The sequence below is a fragment of the Streptomyces yatensis genome, assembly GCF_018069625.1.
Classification (GTDB): Bacteria; Actinomycetota; Actinomycetes; order Streptomycetales; family Streptomycetaceae; genus Streptomyces; species Streptomyces yatensis.
The window spans coordinates 7504878-7524880 of sequence record NZ_CP072941.1; the positions used below are offsets into that span (position 1 = coordinate 7504878).

21 protein-coding genes are annotated in these 20003 nt (G+C 71.4%); 10 read left to right on the forward strand and 11 right to left on the reverse strand.

The window, feature by feature from the left end:
* The first annotated feature begins 146 nt into the window (after window positions 1–146).
* Genes J8403_RS31235 through J8403_RS31245 form a run of 3 tightly spaced genes read left to right on the forward strand, consistent with a single transcriptional unit; the run spans window position 147 to window position 2463 of the window.
* Window positions 147–620 (forward strand): DUF5304 domain-containing protein, encoded by a 474-nt coding sequence (locus tag J8403_RS31235; protein ID WP_211126090.1) that lies wholly within the window; start codon window positions 147–149, stop codon window positions 618–620.
* Between the two features lie 57 nt (window positions 621–677).
* Entirely contained in the window at window positions 678–1619 is a 942-nt protein-coding gene (locus J8403_RS31240; protein WP_059143420.1) for an ROK family glucokinase, read from the forward strand.
* 25 nt (window positions 1620–1644) lie between these two features.
* Window positions 1645–2463 (forward strand): endonuclease/exonuclease/phosphatase family protein, encoded by an 819-nt coding sequence (locus tag J8403_RS31245; protein ID WP_211126091.1) that lies wholly within the window; start codon window positions 1645–1647, stop codon window positions 2461–2463.
* Between the two features lie 123 nt (window positions 2464–2586).
* On the opposite strand, the gene J8403_RS31250 is transcribed toward J8403_RS31245, so the two are convergent.
* A complete protein-coding gene (locus tag J8403_RS31250; RefSeq protein ID WP_211126092.1) occupies window positions 2587–3231 on the reverse strand; it encodes a hypothetical protein in 645 nt (214 codons plus the stop codon).
* Window positions 3224–4045: an alpha/beta hydrolase gene (locus J8403_RS31255; protein WP_211126093.1), complete on the reverse strand. Its 822-nt coding sequence runs from the start codon at window positions 4043–4045 to the stop codon at window positions 3224–3226. Before J8403_RS31255 ends, J8403_RS31250 begins: the two co-directional genes overlap by 8 nt.
* 126 nt (window positions 4046–4171) lie before the next feature.
* Between J8403_RS31255 and J8403_RS31260 the strand changes: the two genes are divergently transcribed.
* From J8403_RS31260 to J8403_RS31275, 4 genes are all read left to right on the forward strand, one after another.
* On the forward strand, window positions 4172–4897 hold the full coding sequence (locus J8403_RS31260; RefSeq protein ID WP_059143424.1) for a lysophospholipid acyltransferase family protein: 726 nt from the start codon (window positions 4172–4174) through the stop codon (window positions 4895–4897).
* A gap of 78 nt (window positions 4898–4975) precedes the next feature.
* Complete coding sequence (gene macS, locus J8403_RS31265; RefSeq protein WP_211128523.1) at window positions 4976–6211, forward strand: MacS family sensor histidine kinase; 1236 nt, start codon at window positions 4976–4978, stop codon at window positions 6209–6211.
* Window positions 6208–6888: a response regulator gene (locus tag J8403_RS31270; RefSeq protein ID WP_211126094.1), complete on the forward strand. Its 681-nt coding sequence runs from the start codon at window positions 6208–6210 to the stop codon at window positions 6886–6888. Before macS ends, J8403_RS31270 begins: the two co-directional genes overlap by 4 nt.
* 179 nt (window positions 6889–7067) lie before the next feature.
* Complete coding sequence (locus J8403_RS31275; protein WP_211126095.1) at window positions 7068–8096, forward strand: 6-phosphofructokinase; 1029 nt, start codon at window positions 7068–7070, stop codon at window positions 8094–8096.
* A 272-nt stretch (window positions 8097–8368) separates the two neighbouring features.
* Here the strand turns inward: J8403_RS31275 and J8403_RS31280 are convergent, their stop codons facing one another.
* From J8403_RS31280 to J8403_RS31290, 3 genes are all read right to left on the reverse strand, one after another.
* A complete protein-coding gene (locus tag J8403_RS31280) occupies window positions 8369–10324 on the reverse strand; it encodes an anthranilate synthase family protein (RefSeq protein WP_211126096.1) in 1956 nt (651 codons plus the stop codon).
* A 93-nt stretch (window positions 10325–10417) separates the two neighbouring features.
* Window positions 10418–10474, reverse strand: coding sequence for a trp operon leader peptide (locus J8403_RS44815; protein WP_106516695.1), 57 nt, complete (start codon window positions 10472–10474; stop codon window positions 10418–10420).
* A gap of 34 nt (window positions 10475–10508) precedes the next feature.
* Window positions 10509–11096: a Uma2 family endonuclease gene (locus tag J8403_RS31290; RefSeq protein ID WP_211126097.1), complete on the reverse strand. Its 588-nt coding sequence runs from the start codon at window positions 11094–11096 to the stop codon at window positions 10509–10511.
* Window positions 11097–11263: 167 nt separating this feature from the next.
* Here J8403_RS31290 and J8403_RS31295 point away from each other — a divergent pair, with 167 nt between their 5' ends.
* Together J8403_RS31295 and J8403_RS31300 are read left to right on the forward strand one after the other, a co-directional pair.
* Window positions 11264–12613 carry a class II 3-deoxy-7-phosphoheptulonate synthase gene (locus J8403_RS31295; RefSeq protein ID WP_211126098.1) on the forward strand — a complete coding sequence of 450 codons (1350 nt, stop codon included), beginning with the start codon at window positions 11264–11266 and terminating at the stop codon, window positions 12611–12613.
* A gap of 140 nt (window positions 12614–12753) precedes the next feature.
* Window positions 12754–13032 (forward strand): (2Fe-2S)-binding protein, encoded by a 279-nt coding sequence (locus tag J8403_RS31300; protein ID WP_211126099.1) that lies wholly within the window; start codon window positions 12754–12756, stop codon window positions 13030–13032.
* Between the two features lie 130 nt (window positions 13033–13162).
* On the opposite strand, the gene bfr is transcribed toward J8403_RS31300, so the two are convergent.
* A complete protein-coding gene (bfr, locus tag J8403_RS31305; protein ID WP_093461144.1) occupies window positions 13163–13687 on the reverse strand; it encodes a bacterioferritin in 525 nt (174 codons plus the stop codon).
* Window positions 13688–13845: 158 nt separating this feature from the next.
* Here bfr and J8403_RS31310 point away from each other — a divergent pair, with 158 nt between their 5' ends.
* Window positions 13846–14469 carry a sulfite oxidase-like oxidoreductase gene (locus tag J8403_RS31310; RefSeq protein ID WP_211126100.1) on the forward strand — a complete coding sequence of 208 codons (624 nt, stop codon included), beginning with the start codon at window positions 13846–13848 and terminating at the stop codon, window positions 14467–14469.
* Between the two features lie 37 nt (window positions 14470–14506).
* Here J8403_RS31310 and J8403_RS31315 read toward each other — a convergent pair whose 3' ends face one another.
* The 5 genes from J8403_RS31315 to J8403_RS31335 form a co-directional block, all read right to left on the reverse strand.
* On the reverse strand, window positions 14507–15010 hold the full coding sequence (locus J8403_RS31315; protein WP_211126101.1) for a DUF4396 domain-containing protein: 504 nt from the start codon (window positions 15008–15010) through the stop codon (window positions 14507–14509).
* 88 nt (window positions 15011–15098) lie between these two features.
* The gene (locus J8403_RS31320; protein WP_211126102.1) at window positions 15099–15983 is read right to left on the reverse strand and encodes a deoxyribonuclease IV; all 885 of its coding nucleotides are present in this window, start codon (window positions 15981–15983) and stop codon (window positions 15099–15101) included.
* A 259-nt stretch (window positions 15984–16242) separates the two neighbouring features.
* On the reverse strand, window positions 16243–18183 hold the full coding sequence (gene pknB / locus J8403_RS31325; protein ID WP_211126103.1) for a Stk1 family PASTA domain-containing Ser/Thr kinase: 1941 nt from the start codon (window positions 18181–18183) through the stop codon (window positions 16243–16245).
* 87 nt (window positions 18184–18270) lie between these two features.
* The gene (locus J8403_RS31330; protein WP_246586076.1) at window positions 18271–18729 is read right to left on the reverse strand and encodes an SRPBCC domain-containing protein; all 459 of its coding nucleotides are present in this window, start codon (window positions 18727–18729) and stop codon (window positions 18271–18273) included.
* A 507-nt stretch (window positions 18730–19236) separates the two neighbouring features.
* Window positions 19237–19980: a thiazole synthase gene (locus tag J8403_RS31335; protein WP_246586400.1), complete on the reverse strand. Its 744-nt coding sequence runs from the start codon at window positions 19978–19980 to the stop codon at window positions 19237–19239.
* Window positions 19981–20003 lie beyond the last annotated feature (23 nt).

Below are 20003 nucleotides of genomic sequence, written 5' to 3' on the forward strand. Positions count from 1 at the left end.
TCCGGGTCCCCGGCTCCGGCCGGTCCCCGGCTCCCGTCCTGGCCGGTCCCGGGCTCTGACCCCGCCCCCCTCCTTCGGGTAACGTCGGTCACAAGCCCGGATGAACGTCACCGGGCAGCCAGCATTCCCCGCCGCAGGAGTTCGCCATGAGCGATGCCACCGAGCGCCCCGCAGAGCCCCCGCTCACCGATGTACCGGTCACCGAGCTGGATCCCGACGCCTGGGAGCAGGCGTGTGCGGAGGACCTCGCCGCCGAGCGGGCCAGGCGGCGGGCCCGGCAGACCGCCGAGGAGCCGGGGAGCGTCGCCGAGGAGTTCCTCAAGCTGGCCGACGCGCTCGCCGACAAGGTCGCCGGGCTCCAGGCGCCGCTCGCCGGGACGGCGGTTCAAGGGGCCGTACAACAATTGATCGAACAGGCGAAGGCCGCCGCGGAACCGGTCATAGAGCGCAATCCAGACGTTTTCGAACACCTCGCCAGCGCCGGATCCGAACTGCTCGCCGCCTATCGCGCCGCCGTGACCGGCCAGGAGCGGCGCTGGACCCAGGGCGCCGAGGGCGGCACCAAAGATCACGGCAAAGAATCCGAGAGTTCGAGTAGTGAACACATCGACCTCGACTGAGCGCCACCTCCGGTACCGTTAGCCTCGGCGGGGTTCGACCAAATAACTGAGGGACTCATGGGACTCACCATCGGCGTCGACATCGGCGGTACGAAGATCGCGGCCGGCGTGGTCGACGAAGAGGGCTCGATTCTCGAGACGAGCCAGGTTTCGACCCCGCAGACTCCCGAGGGAGTCGTTGACGCCATCGCGGACGCGGTGCGCATCGTCAGCGAGGGACACGAGATCGAGGCCGTCGGCATCGGCGCGGCCGGATATGTGGACGACAAGCGCGCCACCGTGCTCTTCGCGCCCAACATCAACTGGCGGCACGAGGCGCTCAAGGACAAGGTCGAACAGCGCGTCGGCCTGCCCGTCGTGGTGGAGAACGACGCCAACGCCGCCGCCTGGGGCGAATACCGCTTCGGCGCCGGGGTCGGCCATGACGACGTCGTGTGCATCACGCTCGGCACCGGCCTCGGCGGCGGCATCATCATCGGCGGCAAGCTGCACCGCGGCCGCTTCGGCGTCGCGGCCGAGTTCGGCCACATAAGGGTCGTCCCCGACGGTCTGCTGTGCGGCTGCGGCAGCCAGGGCTGCTGGGAGCAGTACGCCTCCGGCCGTGCGCTGGTCCGCTACGCCCGGCAGCGCGCCGCCGCCACCCCGGAGAACGCCACGGTCCTCCTCGGCCTGGGCGACGGCACCGCCGAGGGCATCGAGGGCAAGCACATCAGCGACGCCGCCCGCCAGGGCGACCCGGTGGCCATCGACTCCTTCCGTGAGCTGGCCCGCTGGGCCGGCGCCGGGCTGGCCGACCTCGCCTCGCTCTTCGACCCCTCGGCGTTCATCGTCGGCGGCGGGGTCTCCGACGAGGGCGATCTGGTCCTGGAGCCGATCCGCAAGTCCTTCCGGCGCTGGCTGGTCGGCAATCAGTGGCGTCCGCACGCCCAGGTGCTCGCCGCCCAGCTCGGCGGCAAGGCCGGGCTCGTCGGCGCCGCCGACCTGGCCCGCCAGGGCTGAGCGGCCAGGGGGGGGAAGCGTCATCGTGCCGCTCGCGGACCTGCCCGGATCCACCACCGACCCGGACGCGGCCGTGGTGCGGGTGCTCAGCTACAACATCCGCTCGATGCGGGACGACCGCGAGGCGCTGGCCCGGGTGATCCGGGCCTGCACCCCCGATGTCGTCTGCGTCCAGGAGGCGCCGCGCTTCTTCCGCTGGCGCAAGGCCGCCGCCTGGCTGGCCCGGGAGACCGGCCTCGTCTACACCACGGGCGGGGCCCCCGCCGCCGGCCCGATGATCCTCACCTCGCTGCGCGCCCATGTGGAGCACGCCGAGGACACCCTGCTGCCCCGTGTGCCCGGGCTGCACCGGCGCGGTTTCGCGACCGCCGTGCTGCGCTTCGGCGGCGGCCACCGCGACACCGGCGCCCGGAAGAGCGGGGAGGGCACCCCGGAGAGCGCCGACGGCGTCCGGCTCGGCGTGGTCAGCTGCCATCTGAGCCTCGCGGAGGCCGAGCGCTACGAGCAGGCCGGGCTGCTGCTGGACCACCTGGCCGCGCTGGACGTCCCGTACGCCATCGCGGCCGGAGACATCAACGACCGGCCGGACGGCCTCGCCTTCCGCCGGATCGCGGGCAAGCTGCGGGACGGCTGGGCCACCGAGCCCTGGGGGAGCGAGGCCACCTCGAACCCCAGGAACCCGCATCAGCGGATCGACGCCGTCTTCGCCTCCGAGGGCGTCGAGATCATCGGCTGTGGGGTCCCGACCGGGCTGCCCGGCGTCACCGACGAGGACCTCCTGGCGGCCACGGACCACCTTCCGGTGCTGGCCGCCCTCCGGCTGCCCCGCGTCGCCCCGGTCTGAGGCCCGATCGCCCCCGGGCGGAGCCGGAGCCGGGACGCCCGGCCCCGGAGCCCCGGGGTCAGACGACTGCGGCCCGCCGTCATCAGACGACGGCGCCGCGCCCGGGACGACTGCAGCCCGCCGTCAGACGACGGCGCCGCGCCCCGGGTCCTCGTCCTCTTCCTCGTCGTCGTCCTTCATCCGCATCACCAGCGTGACGAAGCCGCCCAGGAAACCCCCGACGCCCAGCGTCGCGATCCACCAGACCATCTCCACCTGGAACAGCACCACACCGAGCAGCAGCAGCGGCCCGCCCAGCACGCCCAGCCAGGCGAAGCGGGAGGTGGTGTCGGACTCGGGGAGCGGAGGCGGCTCGGGCGGGACGAAATGGCCCTCGTCGGTCTCGTCGAAGTCGTCCTCGGACGGCTCCTCGGGCTCCCAGTCGCGGGGGCCCACGCCCGGGGCGTAGACGATGAAGCCGCCCACCGGCTTGCCGGTCTTGTCGGTCTTGGTCAGCCCGGCCGTCGCCGCCCCGCCGATGGCCTCGCCGTCACCGGGTCCTTCGCGGTCGGTGTCGGTGTCGGGGTCGGTGCCGGTGTCGTCGTCCGCCGCGGACGGGCGGTCCTGGTCCCGCTCCCGCTCCTCGCCGAGGTTCTCGGCGGCGGGCCATCGCTCGGCGCCGGGAGGGTCCTGCGGCTCCTCCCCGTACGCGGCGACGATGGCGGCGAAGGCGGCGTCGTCATCGCGCCGCGCGTCCGCCTCGTTCTCATTCGAGTCGCGCTCAGCCACTGGCCGCCGCCCCCTCCTTCCCGCTTCCCTTCCCTAGGTCGGTCCGGGTGTCGGTGTCCTCACCCATACCCGCCGTCAGCCGGGTGATGAACGTGTCCGTCTCCTCGAAGATGAACTCGGCGTCATGGTCCAGGGTCGCCACGTGGAAGCTGCGCTCCAGCAGCCGCTCGGTGACGTCCCGCGAGGACACCTGACTCAGGATGCGCTCGGAGTCGGCCGGCGGCACCACATGGTCCTGCGGGCTGTGCATCACCAGCAGCGGCTGGGTCACCTGGGGCAGTTCGGCGTCGACCACCCGGTAGAAGCGGCGCATCGAGTGCACGGCGTGCAGCGGCATCCGGTCGTAGCCCGACTCCTGCGCCCCCGGCTTGGCGATATCGCTCACGATGCCCTTCACCGAGGGCACCAGATGCCGCAGCACCGGAAGGGCCACGGCCAGCGGATCGTGGATGCGGTTGGCCGGATTCACCAGGGCCAGGCCGCTGATCTCCGCGCCGTGCTGGGCGGCCAGCCGCAGCGCCAGCGCCCCGCCCATCGACAGACCGCAGACGAACACCCGCTCGCAGGCCCGGATCAGCGATCGCAGCTCGCGGTCCACCTCCGCGTACCAGTCCTGCCAGCCGGTGACGGCGAGGTCCTGCCAGCGGGTGCCGTGGCCGGGAAGCAGCGGCAGTGAGACGGTCAGACCACGGGCCGCGAGATGGTCGGCCCAGGGCCGCACGGACTGCGGGGAACCGGTGAAGCCGTGACAGACGAGGACGCCGATCTCTCCGCCGTCATGGCGGAACGGCTCGGCTCCGGGCAGGAGCGGCACCACGGATCTCCGTTCACTGGGGAAGCGGGTATCGAGGTCCTCAGCGTACGCGGCGCGCCGCATACGGGGTAGGCAGGTTAAGGTCTCCTCGTCGGATACAGGAGGTCCCGGTTGTTCTACGGCGCTATGAAGCTGTCGGTGGGTGGCGCGTTGAAGCTCACCTTCCGGCCCTGGGTCGAGGGGTTGGAGAACGTCCCCGCCGAGGGGCCGGCCATCCTCGCGAGCAACCACCTCTCCTTCTCCGATTCCTTCTTCCTGCCCGCGATGCTCGACCGGAAGGTCACCTTCATCGCCAAGCAGGAGTACTTCACCACCCCCGGGGTCAAGGGGCGGCTGACGGCGGCCTTCTTCAAGGGCGTCGGCCAACTCCCGGTGGACCGCTCGGGTTCGCGCGGCGCCGGCGAGGCCGCCATCAAGGCGGGCATCGAGGTGATCAAGCGGGGTGAGCTCTTCGGCATCTACCCCGAGGGCACCCGCTCGCCCGACGGACGGCTCTACCGGGGCAAGCCGGGCGGCCTGGCCCGGGTCGCGCTCGCGACCGGTGCGCCGGTGCTCCCCGTGGCGATGATCGACACCGAGAAGATCCAGCCCCCCGGCAAGGTCATGCCCAAGCTGATGCGGCCCGGTATCCGGATCGGCAAGCCGCTGGACTTCAGCCGCTACCACGGCATGGACGGCGACCGCTTCATCCTGCGCTCGGTGACCGACGAGGTCATGTACGAGATCATGAAGCTCTCCGGCCAGGAGTACGTGGACGTCTACGCGACCGCCGCCAAGCGGCAGATTGCGGACGCGGAGGCGGCCCGTAAGGCGGCCGAGAAGGAGAAGGACAAACACAAGTCCGGCGCCTAGCCGCGCCGCACCGGGGGGTGGGGGACGTTGACGGAGCGGTCCAGAGGTGAGCGCGCCGGGGGCGAGCGCGTGGTGCGGATGTCCGTCGAGCAGCCGCTGTGGCAGGCGCTGACCGCCTACCGGGTGCTCACCCTGCTCTACGCGCTCGGCCTGTGCGTCTACTCCTTCGAGGACTACGACCACCCGCTCGGCGCCGTCGTCTATCTGGCGGTGCTCACGCTGTGGACGGCGCTCACCTTCCGGATGGTCTCCTCGGCCGAGCGCTGCACCCGGCGGTTCCTCGTCGGCGACCTCGGCATCGCGGTGACCGGCATTCTGCTCACTCCGCTCGTGGACACCCACGACCGGATCGTCCAGGGCACGCCCACCCTGCCCTCGATATGGACGATGGGCGCGGTCCTCGGCTTCGCGATCAAGGGCGGCTGGCGCTGGGGCGCCTCGGCCTCCACCGTGGTCTGCGCCGCCAATGTGATCGAGCGCGGCGGATTCGCCCAGGACACCGTCCACATGCTGTCGCTGGTGTGGGTGGCGAGCGTGGGCATCGGCTATGTGGTCGAGGTGGCCCGCGCCAGTGAGCGCACCCTCGCCCGCGCGCTGCGCATCGAGGCGGCGACCCGGGAGCGGGAGCGGCTGGCCCGCGACATCCACGACAGCGTCCTCCAGGTGCTCGCCATGGTGCAGCGGCGCGGCGCCGCGATCGGCGGCGAGGCGGCCGAACTGGGCCGGATGGCGGGGGAGCAGGAGATCGCGCTGCGCACCCTGGTCTCCACCGGCCTGGTGACCCCGCCGCGCGGGGCGGACGCCGCACCCGACCCGGGCGACCTCCCGGACGCGGCGGGCCCGTCGGCCCCGCCCTGTCCGCCCGACCCCGAGCGCTCCGACGGCGGACCCTGCGATCTGCGGGCCCTGCTGGCGCCGCACGCCGGCTCCCGGGTCACCTTCTCCGAACCGGGCGCCCCGGTGCTCCTCCCGGCGGGCGTCGCCGGAGAGTTGGCCGCCGCCGTGGGCGCCGCCCTGGACAACGTACGGGTCCACGCCGGGGAGGACGCCCAGGCCTGGATCCTGCTGGAGGACGAGCCGGACGCGGTGATGGTGACCGTACGGGACGACGGCCCCGGCATCCCCGAGGGCCGGCTGGCGGACGCGGAGGCGGAGGGCCGCCTGGGGGTGGCCCTGTCGATCCGGGGGCGGCTGCGCGACCTCGGCGGCACCGCCGCGTGGATCTCGGCGCCGGGGCAGGGCACCGAGGTGGAGTTGACGGTTCCGAAGGCGCCTGCGAAGAAGGCGAAGGCGAAGGGGGAAGCGGCACGATGACCGCTCAGCACGACGGCCGCCCGATGAGGGTGATGGTGGTCGACGACCATCCGATGTGGCGCGACGCGGTGGCCCGGGACTTGGCCGAGGCCGGGTTCGACGTGGTGGCCACGGCCGGGGACGGACCGCAGGCGGTCCGCCGGGCCAAGGCCGCCGGGCCCGACGTCCTGGTGCTCGACCTCAACCTGCCCGGGCTGCCCGGGGTCGAGGTGTGCAAGGAGGTCCTCGCCGACCGCCCCGAGCTGCGGGTGCTGGTGCTCTCCGCGAGCGGTGAGCACGGGGACGTCCTGGAGGCGGTCAAGTCCGGGGCCACCGGCTATCTGCTGAAGTCGGCCAGCACCGAGGAGCTGCTGGACGCGGTGCGCCGCACGGCGGCCGGCGACCCGGTGTTCACCCCCGGCCTCGCGGGCCTGGTGCTCGGCGAGTACCGGCGGCTCGCGGGCGAGCCCGCCCCCACCGCCGCCGACCAGCCCGCCGCCCCGCAGCTCACCGAGCGTGAGACGGAGGTGCTGCGGCTGGTGGCCAAGGGGCTGTCGTACAAGCAGATCGCCGAGCGGCTGGTCATCTCGCACCGCACGGTGCAGAACCACGTCCAGAACACCCTCGGCAAACTCCAGCTGCACAACCGCGTGGAGCTGGTCCGCTACGCCATCGAGCGCGGCCTGGACGACGCCTGAGGCCGTCCGGCTGAGGCCCTGACACCGTCTCACCCCTCGTACGGGTGAAGTTCAAAACCAACTCCCTTGATCCGCGCGGGAATCGACTGACGCCCCATCCCGTGTGACCTGGATCACCGTTAGCGTGGCTCTCCGTACCGGGCCCAATCACGGGATTCCATGGGAGAAGGGAAGAAACGATGCGGGTCGGAGTGCTGACCGGCGGCGGTGACTGCCCCGGGCTCAACGCGGTCATCCGCGCCGTCGTGCGCAAGGGCGTACAGGAATACGGCTATGACTTCATCGGCTTCCGGGACGGCTGGCGAGGCCCTCTCGAGAACGACACCGTTCCCCTCGACATCCGCGCGGTGCGCGGCATCCTGCCGCGCGGCGGCACCATCCTCGGCTCCTCCCGCACCAACCCCCTCAAGAGCGAGGACGGCATCCGGCGGGTCAAGGAGACCCTGGTCAAGCAGGAGGTCGACGCGCTGATCGCGATCGGCGGCGAGGACACCCTCGGCGTCGCCGCCCGGCTCTCCGGCGACTACGGGATCGCTTGCGTCGGCGTCCCCAAGACCATCGACAACGACCTGTCCGCCACCGACTACACCTTCGGCTTCGACACCGCCGTCAACATCGCCACCGAGGCCATCGACCGGCTCCACACCACCGCCGAATCGCATATGCGCGTGCTCGTCGTCGAGGTGATGGGCCGTCACGCCGGGTGGATCGCCCTGCACTCGGGGCTGGCCGGCGGCGCCAATGTCATCCTCCTCCCCGAGCAGCGCTTCGACGTCGACCAGGTCTGTTCCTGGGTCGAGTCCCGCTTCAAGATCCGCTACGCCCCGATCGTGGTCATCGCCGAGGGCGCGATGCCCAGGGACGGCGACGCGGTCCTCAAGGACGACTCGCTGGACTCCTTCGGCCATGTCCGGCTCTCCGGGGTCGGCGAGTGGCTGGCCAAGGAGATCGAGAAGCGCACCGGCAAGGAGGCCCGCACCACCGTCCTCGGCCATGTCCAGCGCGGGGGCACGCCCAGCGCCTTCGACCGCTGGCTGGCCACCCGCTTCGGGCTGCACGCCATCGACGCGGTGCGGGACGAGGACTTCGGGAAGATGGTGGCGCTGCGCGGCACCGACATCGTCAGGGTTCCGCTTGCCGAGGCGACCGCACGGCTCAAGACCGTCGATCCCTCGCTCTACGCCGAGGCCGAGGTCTTCTTCGGCTGAGGCCGTCTGGGTGCAGTACGGCGATGGGCCGGGCGCGTTCACCGCACCCGGCCCATCGCCACGTCGCGCTCACGCCGCCACGTCGCGCTCACGCCGCCACGTCGCGCTCACGCCGCCACGTCGGCCTCACGCCGCCACGTCGGCCTCACGCCGCCACGTCGGCCTCACGCCGCCACGTCGGCCTCACGCCGCCACGTCGCCCTCATGCCGCCACGCCGCCTCGCGGGCCGGTGGGCCGTCCCGAACAGCCGCCCGTCGGGCCGGTCGGCCCCTCAGACCAGCACGGCCGCCAGCAGCTCCGCCACCAGCGCCGCCCCGTCCCGGGACAGCACCGACTCCGGGTGGAACTGCACACCGGCGAAGCCCGGTCCGCGCAGCGCGTGCACATCGCCGGTCACCGGGTCCCGGCTCAGCTCCACGCGGTGCATCGCCAGCTCCGTCTCCGCCGCCTCGTCGCAGCGCGCCGTGAAGGTGTTGTAGAAGCCGACGGTCTCCTCGCGCCCGAAGAAGTCGATCCGCTCCTGCGCGCCCTGGAACGGCACGTCCTTGCGCACGATCTCCAGCCCCAGCTCGGCCGCGATCAGCTCGTTCCCCAGGCACACCCCCAGCAGCCCGTGCCGGTGCCCGGCCACCAGCTCGGCGGTCAGCGCCCGCAGGAACCGCATCTTGGGGTCGGCGGCGTCGCCGGGGTCGCCCGGCCCCGGGCCGAGCACCACGGGCCCCTGGTGCGCCAGGGCCGCCTCCCGCACCCCCGGCTCGTCGTACCGCCGCACGGTCACGGTCAGACCCGAGGTGCGCAGCAGATGCGCGAGCATCGCGGTGAACGTGTCCTCCGCGTCGATCACCAGGGCATGCCCGGACAGCCCCCCGGCCACGGGCTCCTCCGCCGACGACGGGGTCTGCTGCATCCGCAGCCAGAACGGCGCCAGGTCCGCACGCCGCGCGTCCAGCGCCGCCCGCACCCGCGGATCGTCCGCGAGCCGCGGCCGCGGATCCGGCCCCTCCGGCCGTACGGGCGCCGGTCGCACGCCCAGCGCGGTCAGCACCCCGGCCGCCTTGGCGTGGGTCTCGGCCACTTCGCCGTGCGGGTCGGAGTGGCGGACGAGCGTGGCGCCGACCGCCACCTTCAGCGATCCTCCGGGGTCGATGTCGGCGGTGCGGATCAGGATCGGCGAGTCCAGGGTCTGGGCGCCGCCGCCGTCCCGCCCGATCAGCGCGAGCGCCCCGGCGTAGTAGCCACGCGCGGCGCCGTCCGGCCCGAGGGGCTCATAGCGCTCGATCACCCGGCAGGCGTTCTGCACCGGCGACCCGGTGACCGTCGCGGCGAACATCGTCTCGCGGAGCACCTCCCGGACGTCGAGCGAGGAGCGGCCGCGCAGCTCGTACTCGGTGTGCGCGAGATGCGCCATCTCCCTGAGCCGGGGCCCGATCACCGTCCCGCCCATGTCGCCGACGGTGCACATCATCTTCAGCTCCTCGTCCACGACCATGGACAGCTCCTCCACCTCCTTACGGTCGTGCAGGAACTCCAGCAGCCCCTCCGCGCTCGCCCCGCTCTCGGGGTAGCGGTAGGTCCCGCTGATCGGGTTCATCACGACGGTTCCGCCGGACATCCGCACATGCACCTCGGGGCTGGCCCCCACCAGCGTCCGCCCGTCCGCCAGCCGCACCACATACGTCCAGTAGGCGCCCCGCTCACCGGCCAGCAGCCGCCGGAAGAGCGCGAGCGCGTCGCTGCTGCCGAAGCCCGGGATCTCGCCCCGGAACGTCCGCCGGATGACGAAGTTGGCGCCCTCGCCGGTGCCGATCTCGTCCTCGAGGACCCGGCTCACGATGGACGCGTACGCGTCGTCGTCCACGTCGAACGCCCCGTCCTCGACCCGCACCCGGTGCGCGGGCAGCGCCTCCAGCGCCTCGGCGAGCGGCAGCTCGTAGCTCTCCCGCGGGCGCAGCACGGCCAGCGGCGTGCCGTCGTCGCGCACCTCGAACCCCCGCTCGCGGATCTGCCGGAACGGCACCAGCGCGAGGGCGTCCGCCACCGGCGCGCCGTCCTTCGGCGCGCCGGTGGGCAGCGGGATGTCGGTCAGCCGCTCCACCTCGCCGACCGGGCCGAGCAGTACCTCTACGGTGTCGGGTGCCCGGCCCGGGGTGCGTCGGTGCAGCAGGGCGAAGGGCGGCGCGTCGTCGGCGAGCAGCCGGGCGACGACGGCCTCAGCGGTGTGGTGCATGGCGGATGGTTCCTTCCGGAAGGAGGAACGACCCGTACAAACGCCGAAGGCCGCCCCTCGGGCGGCCTTCGCGAGATCTTGGGAGCGCGCGATTCAGTGGGCCGCCGGATGAGCGGTCCACCACCAGGTCATGGTCAGTCGCGCGAACATGCAGTGGACTTTACCTCAGCGGCGGGACTTGGGGTCAGCCGGTGCGCCTGCCGATGGTGGTGAGGTCGATGTCCACCGTGAAGGGCGCTGTGATCGCGAGCTTGTCATGGTGGATTCCGGTCAGGGAGAAGCACTCCGTGGCCGGGTCGCTCTCGTAGGTGTAGACGACGGTGCGGCCCTCGTCGTTCTCCACCCGCCAGTAGTGGCGGATGCCGGCCTTCGCGTACTTCCGTGGCTTGGTGTCGCGGTCCCGCTCCTCCGAGTCCGGCGACACGGCCTCGACCGCCAGCACGACGTCTTCCGGCAGGTAGAACGTGGATGGCTCGTCGCGCTCGTACGCCTCACGGGTCACCACGATGACGTCCGGCTCGGGAGCCTGGCGCTTGGCGAGGCGCACGGTCATCTCGCGATCGGCCCGCAAGGCGTCGGGGGCTTGCTGGTCCAGCTCCCTGACCAGCAGATTGATCACCCGGCTGTGCCATTTTTGCTGCGGGCTCACGAAGACGAGGCTCCCGTCGATGAGCTCGGTGTGTGGAGGAAGTCCGGGCAGCCGCAGAAGATCCTCGGCGGTGAAGCCGCCAGGCGGCGGGATCAGCCAGTCGGGCAGCGGCTCGGCAGTCATGGGGCAAGAGTACGCGGCGGGAGGGATCGCGGGGCCGGAGTCGGCCGGTCCTGGCGGCCGAGCCGAAGATTACGGATGCGGCGGGGCGCGTCCATGGCGTGGTGGAAGACGTCTCACCCTGTGGGCATCGGGCTGGACGGCCGAGGAGACCCCGTAACCTTGTGCGGGTGACCGTGAACGCTGAATCCCACGCCGGTGGCCACACCTGGCAGTCTCTTCCCGCGGCGCAGCAGCCCGACTGGCCGGACCGAGCGGCTCTGCGCGATGTGATCGCTGAGCTTGAGTCCTATCCGCCGCTCGTCTTCGCGGGCGAGTGCGACGCGCTGCGGCACCGCCTGGGGGCCGTGGCGCGGGGCGAGGCGTTTCTGCTGCAGGGTGGGGACTGCGCCGAGGCATTCGACGGTGTGGGCGCCGACCAGATCCGTAACAAGCTGAAGACGCTGCTGCAGATGGGCGCCGTGCTGACCTACGCCGGATCCGTCCCCGTGGTGAAGGTGGGCCGGATCGCCGGGCAGTACAGCAAGCCGCGCTCGAAGCCGACCGAGACCCGGGACGGGGTGACCCTGCCCACATACCGTGGCGACTCCGTCAATGGATTCGAGTTCACCCCCGAGGCGCGGATCCCGGATCCGCAGCGGCTGAAGCGGATGTACCAGGCGTCGGCCTCGACGCTGAACCTGGTGCGCGCCTTCACCACCGGCGGCTACGCCGACCTGCGCCAGGTGCATGCCTGGAACCAGGACTTCGTGAAGTCGTCGCCGTCGGGTCAGCGCTACGAGGCGCTGGCGCGCGAGATCGACCGGGCGCTGTCCTTCATGAACGCCTGCGGGGTGGACCCGGAGGAGTTCAAGACCGTCGAGTTCTTCTCCTCGCACGAGGCGCTGATCCTGGACTACGAGACGGCGCTGACCCGCACCGACTCGCGCACCGGTGATCTGTACGACGTGTCCGGGCACATGGTCTGGATCGGTGAGCGCACCCGGCAGCTGGACGGGGCGCATATCGAGTTCGCCTCGAAGGTCCGCAACCCGGTGGGCGTGAAGCTGGGCCCGACGACCACGCCGGAAGAGGCGCTGTCGCTGATCGAGCGGATCGACCCGGACCGCGAGCCGGGCCGGCTGACCTTCATCACCCGGATGGGCGCGGACAAGGTCCGCGACAAGCTGCCCAACCTGGTGGAGAAGGTGACCGCCTCCGGTGCGCAGGTCGTCTGGGTCTGCGACCCGATGCACGGCAACACCTTCGAGGCGGCCTCCGGGCACAAGACCCGCCGCTTCGACGATGTGCTGGACGAGGTCAAGGGCTTCTTCGAGGTCCACAAGGAGCTCGGCACCCATCCTGGCGGCATCCACGTGGAGCTGACCGGCGACGATGTCACCGAGTGCGTGGGCGGCGGCGACGAGATCTTCGTCGACGATCTGCACCAGCGCTACGAGACGGCGTGTGACCCGCGGCTCAACCGCAGCCAGTCGCTGGACCTGGCGTTCCTGGTGGCGGAGATGTACCGGGACCAGTGAGGGTCGTCCGGCGGAGATCATAAAGACGCGGGTGGGGCGCGGATCACAACGATCCGCGCCCCTCGTCCGTTGTGGGGCCCCGGTGCGGCAGGTAAGGTAAGGGTTACCTCACTGATCAACGCCAACGCTGGAGAGAGCCCGTGTACGTCTGCTCATGCTTCGGCATCACCGAGCAGCAGGTGCGTCAGCACGCGGAAACGGGCGCGTGCACCCCGCGCCAGATCGCCGGTGCCTGCAAGGCGGGCACGGACTGCGGATCGTGCGTGCGGAAGATCCAGGCGCTGCTGGGTCGCGGTGCATGCCCCCGGCGCGAGGCGCTGGACCCGGTCGTCCTGACGACGGCCGCGGTGACGACGAGCGCGACGGCGGCTGTCGCCGCCACTGCCGTTCCGGCGCCGACGGCGGCCGAGGCGGCCTGACCGCCACCGACGGCGACCCGACCGACGGCGGCCCCACCGACAGCGGCCCCACCGACAGCGGCCCGACCGACGGCGGCCGAGGCGGGCTGATCCGGCGCCAGGCCCGGTCGCTCCCGGCGTCGCCCCGGGCTCAGTGGCCGGGGTGGCCGTTCCCGGAGTAGTTGCCCCCGCCGTGGTCATCGCTGGGCTGCTCGATCTGCTGGGCGATGTAGAGGGCCTCACCGAGCTTCTCGATCAGCTCGAGCTGCGTGTCGAGATAGTCGATGTGCAGTTCCTCGTCGGCGAGGATGTACTCGAAGAGATTGGCCGAGGTGATGTCGTTCTTGGACCGCATCAGCTCGATGCCCCGCTTGAGGCGGTCGATCGCCTCGACCTCCACCTGCCGGTCGGCCTGGAACATCTCGGTCGCCGTCTGGCCCACCCGGACATGGAAGAGCCGCTGGTAATTGGGCAGGCCATCCAGGAGGAGGATCCGGTCGGTGAGAAGCTCCGCATGCTTCATCTCATCGAAAGACTCCGACCGGGTGTATTTGGCAAGCCGAGTCCAGCCAAAGTGATCCTGCATCTTGGAGTGCAGAAAGTACTGATTGATCGCGGTCAGCTCGCCGGTCAGCTGCTCGTTGAGGAACTCGAGGACCTCGGGGTCACCCTGCATCGGAGGGGCTCCTTCCAATCCGATCGGGAACGGCAGGTTCCGCGCATCGTGTCACCGCGCCTGTTGGGGCGTCCAGTAAGTGCACGCTTAGTACGAGTTGTACCCGTCCCTGATGCCCTGGTCACGACCACCCCCGGCGGTCTGAGACCATGGAGCCCATGGGTCAGTCGGAAAGCCGCGAGGGGGAGCTCGCGAAGCTGCCCCCTGGGCAGCGACTGCAGCGCGGTTGGCCGGTTACGCACTATGGGCCGGTCCCGAAGTTCAGGCCGGAGCGATGGGAGTTCCGGGTCTTCGGCGCCACGGCGGACGGCGATAAGCACTGCTGGACGCATGAAGAGTTTTCGGCGCTGCCGTACTCGACGGTCGTGGCCGATCTGCACTGCGTCACCAAATTCAGCATGCTCGGTGCCGAATGGGGCGGGGTTTCCGCCCTGGAGATCGTGGAGCTGGCGCCGCCGGCGCCCGATGTCACCCACGTGATGGTGTGGGCGGAATACGGCTTCAGCTCGAATCTGCGCCTGACGGACTTCATGGCGGAGACCACGATTTTCGCGACGCACAAGGACGGGGAGCCGCTCACCGCCGAGCACGGTTTTCCGGTGCGGCTGGTGGTGCCCCATCTCTATGCCTGGAAGGGCCCGAAATGGGTGCGCGGCGTGGAGTACATGACCGCCGACCGCCGTGGCTTCTGGGAGGAGCGCGGCTACCACAACGTCGGCGACCCTTGGGCGGAGCAGCGCTACGCCTATCAGGAGGAGCCGGGCGACGGCCCGGAGTTCTAGTCCGGGCCGCCGTAGTCCGGGCCGCCGCCTTTCGCGGTCAGTGGTACTGGTGGACCACCGCATGCCCCTTGCCCCGCGCGATCATCCACTTGTTGACCGGCGTGGTGAGCAGGAACGCCACCACGAACGACAGGGCCAGGCTGATCCAGAAGAGCGCGTCCGAGAGCGTCGCGTCCATCGCGCCGGGGAAGAGGGCGATGGTTCCGTTGTCGGCCAGCTCCATGATCGTGATCGAGACGGTGTCGGCCGCCAGGGCCACCCGCAGCGCACTGCGCACATCGAGCCCCGCCCGCAGCACGCCCCGCATCGTGAGCGAGTAGCCGAAGGCGAAGGCGAGCACGATCGCCAGGATCATGGTCGGGACGTTATGCCAGGCCAGGGCCGTGCCGATGGCCATGCCCACGATCTCGCCGATGGCACAGCCGGTGAGGCAGTGCGCAGTGGCCTGGGCGGCCATCGGCCAACTCGTCGCGCCCTTACGGTGCTCATGGTCTCCATGGCGCTCGTAAGGTCCGCTCCGCGTGTGCTCATGCTCCCGCATGTCCCTACCCCCAGCGGTGATCGGTGATCGGTCGACCCCATTCAACGCTATACCCCCTAGGGGTATTCCTCCATGGGTCGGGCTTTTCTCAGGCCACCCCGGCGCGCAACTCCTTCAGCCGGGCCACATCCGCCGCATGCCCCTCCGTACCGCCCGGTCCGCCCGGTGTCTCGATCACCAGCGGCACCCCGTCCGTCGCGGGGTGGTCGAACAGCTCGCGGAACGGCTCCGCCCCGATATGCCCGGCACCGATGTTCGCGTGCCGGTCCTTGTGGGCGCCGACCACGTCCTTGGAGTCATTGGCGTGGATCAGCTTGAGCCGCCCCTCGCCGGCGACGGCCACCAGCTCGTCCAGGGTCTGCTTCATCCCGCCCGGCGCCGCGAGGTCATGGCCCGCCGCGAACACATGACAGGTGTCCAGGCAGACACCGAGCCGGGGATGCCGGTCGAGCGCCTCGACGTACGGGCCCAGGTCCTCCACCAGCGCGCACAGCGAGGTGCCCTGCCCGGCGGTCGGCTCCAGCAGCAGCCAGGGGTCGTCGTCCCGGGTCAGCTCGTCCAGCAGCGGCAGCACCCGCTCCCGCACCTGCGCGATCGCGGTGGCCCGCGCGCGCCCCCCGGTCGCCGAGCCCGTGTGGACCACGACGCCGAGCGCACCGATCTCCCGGCCGCGCCGGAGCGAATGGCGCAGGGAATCCACGGACCGGTCGGCCGTGGCCTCGGTGTGCGAACCGAAGTTGATCAAGTAGGGGGCATGGACGTACGCCGGTATGGACCGCTCGGCGCAGGCGGCACGGAACGCCTCGTCCTGGGCGGGCGTACCGGCCGGGGTGGCCCAGCCGCGCGGATTGGCGACGAAGACCTGGACGGTCTCGGCGCCGATGTCGGCGGCGTGCGCCAGACCGACGGTGGCAAGGCCACCGGCCACACGGACATGGCCACCGATGGGATTGCGGATCCGATGCGTACTCACGTAACCAAGGTTCCCAGGTGGGGAGGGCCCGCGTGATCGGGCCCGTTCCAACTGTCGGCGGGCGCCTCCAGTGTGACGTGCTGCCGGACGGATCGCGGATCGGGGATCGCCGTCCGGCAGCCGCAAGACCGCTGGGCAGAGGCCCCAGAAGCGGGGCTCCATAAGCCGGGGGCCCCCGAACCAGAGCCTCAGAAGGGAGCCCCAGAAGCAGGGGCCCCGGAACCAGAGCCTCAGAAGGGAGCCCCAGAAGCAGGGGGCCCTAGAACACGCCGCCCTTGAGCTTGATGGTGATCGTGCTTCCCTTGGGCGCCTCGTCCCCGCCGTCCACCGACTGGTCCTGCACCTTGTCCCCGGGGAACAGCAGCGCCTTCTCGACGTTCACCTTGAAGCCGGCGCCCTCGAGCTGCGCCTTGGCGTCGTCGGCCGTCATACCCGTGACGTCCGGCACCTCGATCATCTGCACGCCCTTGGAGACGATCAGCGTGACCGTATCGCCCTTGGCGCCCTCTTCGTCGCCGTCTCCCGAGGGGGACTGCTCGGCGACCGAGCCCTTGTCCTCCTCCGAGAACACCTGCTGCTCGGCGATCTTCACCTTGAAGCCCTGGTCCTCCAGCTCGGACCGGGCGTCGTCGACCGAATCGCCCACCACGTCCGGGATGTCGATCGGCCGGCCCTTGCTGACCACGATCGACACCGGCGTCTCGGGGCGGCGCACGGAGCCGGAGGCCGGGCTGGTGGAGAGGACCGAGTCCTGGGCCGTCTCACTGCTGAAGCGGCGGATGACCTTGCCGATCGTCAGCCCCTGGTCCGCGATCTTCCGCTTGGCCTCGGCCAGCGGCATGCCCACCACATTGGGCACCTCGGCCCGCGGCGGCCCCTGGGAGACCCGGATGGTCACGGTGCCGGTGTCGCGCACGCGCTCGCCCGGGCCGGGCTTGGAGCCGATGACCTTGCCCTTGGGGATGACATCGCTGAACTCGTTGACGACCTTCACATCGAGCCCGGCGCCGTGCAGCTTCTTCTCCGCCTCCGCCTGGGTCTTCCGCAGTACCGGCGGGACCTCGGTGAACTGACCGGCACTGATGTACCAGATACCGGCGCCGAGGGCGATGGCCAGCACCACCGCGGCGACGATCGTCACGATCCCGCGGCGCGACATCCCGCCCCGGCCGCGTCGGCCATGCCCCTGCTGCCGGGGCGGTTCCGGCGGCAGCTCCAGACGGCTGGTGTGGTTGAGCGGCTCCTGCTCGTCGTCGACGGCCGCCGCCGGGCGCGGAATCACCGTCGTACGGTTCTCGGCACCGGCCGAGGTGTCCTCCCTGGCCTGCGGGGGCACCGCGTCCAGCTGGTCGTCGGTCAGCGCGGCCCGTACCGAGCGGGCCGCGCCCAGCAGCGCGACGGCGTCGACGGGGCGCCCCTCGGCCGCGCGCGCGGTGGCCGTGGCGACCAGCGCGTCCAGTTCGGGGGCGACCCCGGGCGCGAGGGCGGACGGCGGCGGGACGTCCTCGTTCAGATGCTGGTAGAGGACCTGCGCCGGGGTGCTGCCGCCGTGCGGCTTGGAGCCGGTCAGCATCTCGTACAGCACCACACCGCAGGCGTAGACATCGGCCCGGGGATCGGCCGTGCCCTGCTCGATCTGCTCGGGCGCGAGATACGACACGGTGCCGAGGACGGTGCCGGTGGAGGCGCTGGTGTTGGTGTCCACCGCCCGGACCAGGCCGAAGTCGGCGACCTTGACCCGGCCGTCGTCCCCGATCAGCACGTTCTCGGGCTTCATGTCGCGGTGGACGAAACCGGCGCGGTGGGCCGCCCCGAGCGCGGCCAGCACCGGCTCCAGGATGTCCAGCGCGGCGCGCGGATGCAGCGCCCCGCGCCCGCGGAGCACATCGCGCAGGGTGCAGCCCGCGACGTATTCCATCGCCAGATAGACATGGCCGCCGTCCGCTCCCTGGTCGTAGACGCCGACCACATTGGCGTGCGCCAGTCTCGCGACGGACTTCGCCTCACGGATGAAGCGGTCGACGAAGGCGGCGTCGGAGGCGAGACTCTGGTGCATCACCTTCAGGGCGAGCACACGGTCCAGCCGGGTGTCGACGGCCCGGTAGACCGTCGCCATCCCGCCAACGGCGATCCGCGCCTCAACGCGGTAGCGGCCGTCGAGCTCCTGCCCGACGAGGGGGTCCTGGAGGGTCGTATCCACGGGGGAAGTCTACGAGGCATCGATCTGAGCCATGACCGGCCGCCCCAGGTGGGGCGGGTACTGCAGCGGAACGGTGACACCGGCGGGTCAGTTGTGCGACGCGGCGGCGATCGCGGCCAGCTCCTCGAGAGCGGAGGTCCAGGACAGCGTGGCGTATTCGGCGTGCTTGGCCTTGGCGTCGTCGGGGACGGCCAAGGCGCGGATACCGCTCTCCGCCAGCCGCAGCCGGGTGCCCTGTCCCTCGGCGGAGAGCGCGAACTCCACCAGGGTCGCCTCCCCCGGGTCCGAGGGCGCGTGATCGGGTTCCAGGGCCAGCCGGAAGCGGAAGAGCGTGTCGGGGACCGCCCGCTCGACCTGACCGTGGAACTCTCCGTGTTCGTCCCACCGGAACCGGAGCCTCCCACCGGGGTGCGGATCGATCTCGCAGCCGCCGGGGGCGTACCAGACGCGGATGTGCTCGGGCGTCGTCAGCACCCGCCACACCCGGTCGATCGGCGCCGGTACGTACACCTCGCGCTCGATCCGGTCGGCCACGGTCACGGTCACGGTGACCACCTCCGCGCTGTGCGCTGCTCCCTCCATCCACGGTAGAGGGCCGCGCCGGACCGTCAATCCAGCCCTTGCTGGCGCTAATCCAGCCCCTCAAGCGCTATCCGCAATCCAGCCGCCCTGGCGCCCCACCCCAGCTCTTGCGGCGTATCCGCAATCCAGCTGCCCTACGCCAGCTCTTGCGGCGCTTCCGCAATCCAGCCGCCCCCCCCAGCCCCTCCGGCGCTATCCGCAATCCAGCCGCCTTGGCGTCCCCCAGCCCCCTGCGGCGCTTCGGCAATCCAGCCCCTCCGGCGTTTGAGGAGCGGGGTCCGGGGCGGAGCCCCGGCGGGGGCCGAGGGGGCGGAGCCCCTTCGTTTCGGGAAGGGGCGGGGTGGGGGACTACCCACCGGAGGCGCCCACAGGCCGGGTGTCGGGTGGCCGGACGCCGGGTGGCCGGAAGTCGGGCGGCCGGAAGTCGGGCGGCCGGACGCCGGGTGGCCGGACGCCGCGCCCGGACAGGGCCTAGCCGAAGGCCGGGCGCTCGGGATCCAGCGCCGCCAACCCCTCCGCCGGGCTAGACGCCTCGGCGAAGTGGCGCCGCGGGATCCGCCCCGCCCGTTGGGCCAGCCGGCCCGCCTCCACCGCGTGCCGCATCGCCCGCGCCATCAGCTCCGGCTCCTGGGCCCGGGTGACGGCCGAGGCGAGCATCACCGCCGCGCACCCCAGCTCCATGGCCAGCGCGGCGTCCGACGCCGTCCCCGCGCCCGCGTCCAGGATCACCGGTACGGTGGCGTGCTCGGTGATCAGCTGGAAGTTGTGCGGATTGCGGATGCCGAGGCCGGAGCCGATCGGGGAGCCGAGCGGCATGATCGCGGCGCAGCCGACGTCCTCCAGCTTCCGGGCCAGGATCGGGTCGTCATTGGTGTACGGGAGGACCGTGAACCCGTCGTCGACCAACGTCTCGGCGGCGTCCAGCAGCTCGATCGGATCGGGGAGCAGGGTGCGCTCGTCGGCGACCACCTCCAGCTTGACCCAGTCCGTGCCCAGGGCCTCCCGGGCGAGGCGGGCGGTGAGCACGGCCTCACCGGCGGTGAAACACCCGGCGGTGTTGGGGAGCGGGCGGATGCCGTGCCGGTTGAGCACGGAGAGCACCGACCCCTGCACCGTGGGGTCGAGCCGCCGCATCGCGACGGTCGTCAGCTCGGTGCCGGAGGCCAGCAGCGAGCGCTCCAGGATGTCCAGGCTGGGAGCGCCGCCGGTGCCCATGATCAGACGGGAGCCGAAGTCGG

Coding starts and splice junctions, on each gene's coding strand:
- J8403_RS31335 (WP_246586400.1), bottom strand. CDS start 19,980: ATGGGCACCGGCGGCGCTCCCAGCCTGGACATCCTGGAGCGCTCGCTG.
- J8403_RS31235 (WP_211126090.1), top strand. CDS start 147: ATGAGCGATGCCACCGAGCGCCCCGCAGAGCCCCCGCTCACCGATGTA.
- bfr (WP_093461144.1), bottom strand. CDS start 13,687: ATGCAGGGTGACCCCGAGGTCCTCGAGTTCCTCAACGAGCAGCTGACC.
- J8403_RS31315 (WP_211126101.1), bottom strand. CDS start 15,010: ATGCGGGAGCATGAGCACACGCGGAGCGGACCTTACGAGCGCCATGGA.
- J8403_RS31275 (WP_211126095.1), top strand. CDS start 7,068: ATGCGGGTCGGAGTGCTGACCGGCGGCGGTGACTGCCCCGGGCTCAAC.
- J8403_RS31270 (WP_211126094.1), top strand. CDS start 6,208: ATGACCGCTCAGCACGACGGCCGCCCGATGAGGGTGATGGTGGTCGAC.
- J8403_RS31290 (WP_211126097.1), bottom strand. CDS start 11,096: ATGACTGCCGAGCCGCTGCCCGACTGGCTGATCCCGCCGCCTGGCGGC.
- macS (WP_211128523.1), top strand. CDS start 4,976: ATGTCCGTCGAGCAGCCGCTGTGGCAGGCGCTGACCGCCTACCGGGTG.
- J8403_RS31240 (WP_059143420.1), top strand. CDS start 678: ATGGGACTCACCATCGGCGTCGACATCGGCGGTACGAAGATCGCGGCC.
- J8403_RS31260 (WP_059143424.1), top strand. CDS start 4,172: ATGAAGCTGTCGGTGGGTGGCGCGTTGAAGCTCACCTTCCGGCCCTGG.
- J8403_RS31310 (WP_211126100.1), top strand. CDS start 13,846: ATGGGTCAGTCGGAAAGCCGCGAGGGGGAGCTCGCGAAGCTGCCCCCT.
- J8403_RS31280 (WP_211126096.1), bottom strand. CDS start 10,324: ATGCACCACACCGCTGAGGCCGTCGTCGCCCGGCTGCTCGCCGACGAC.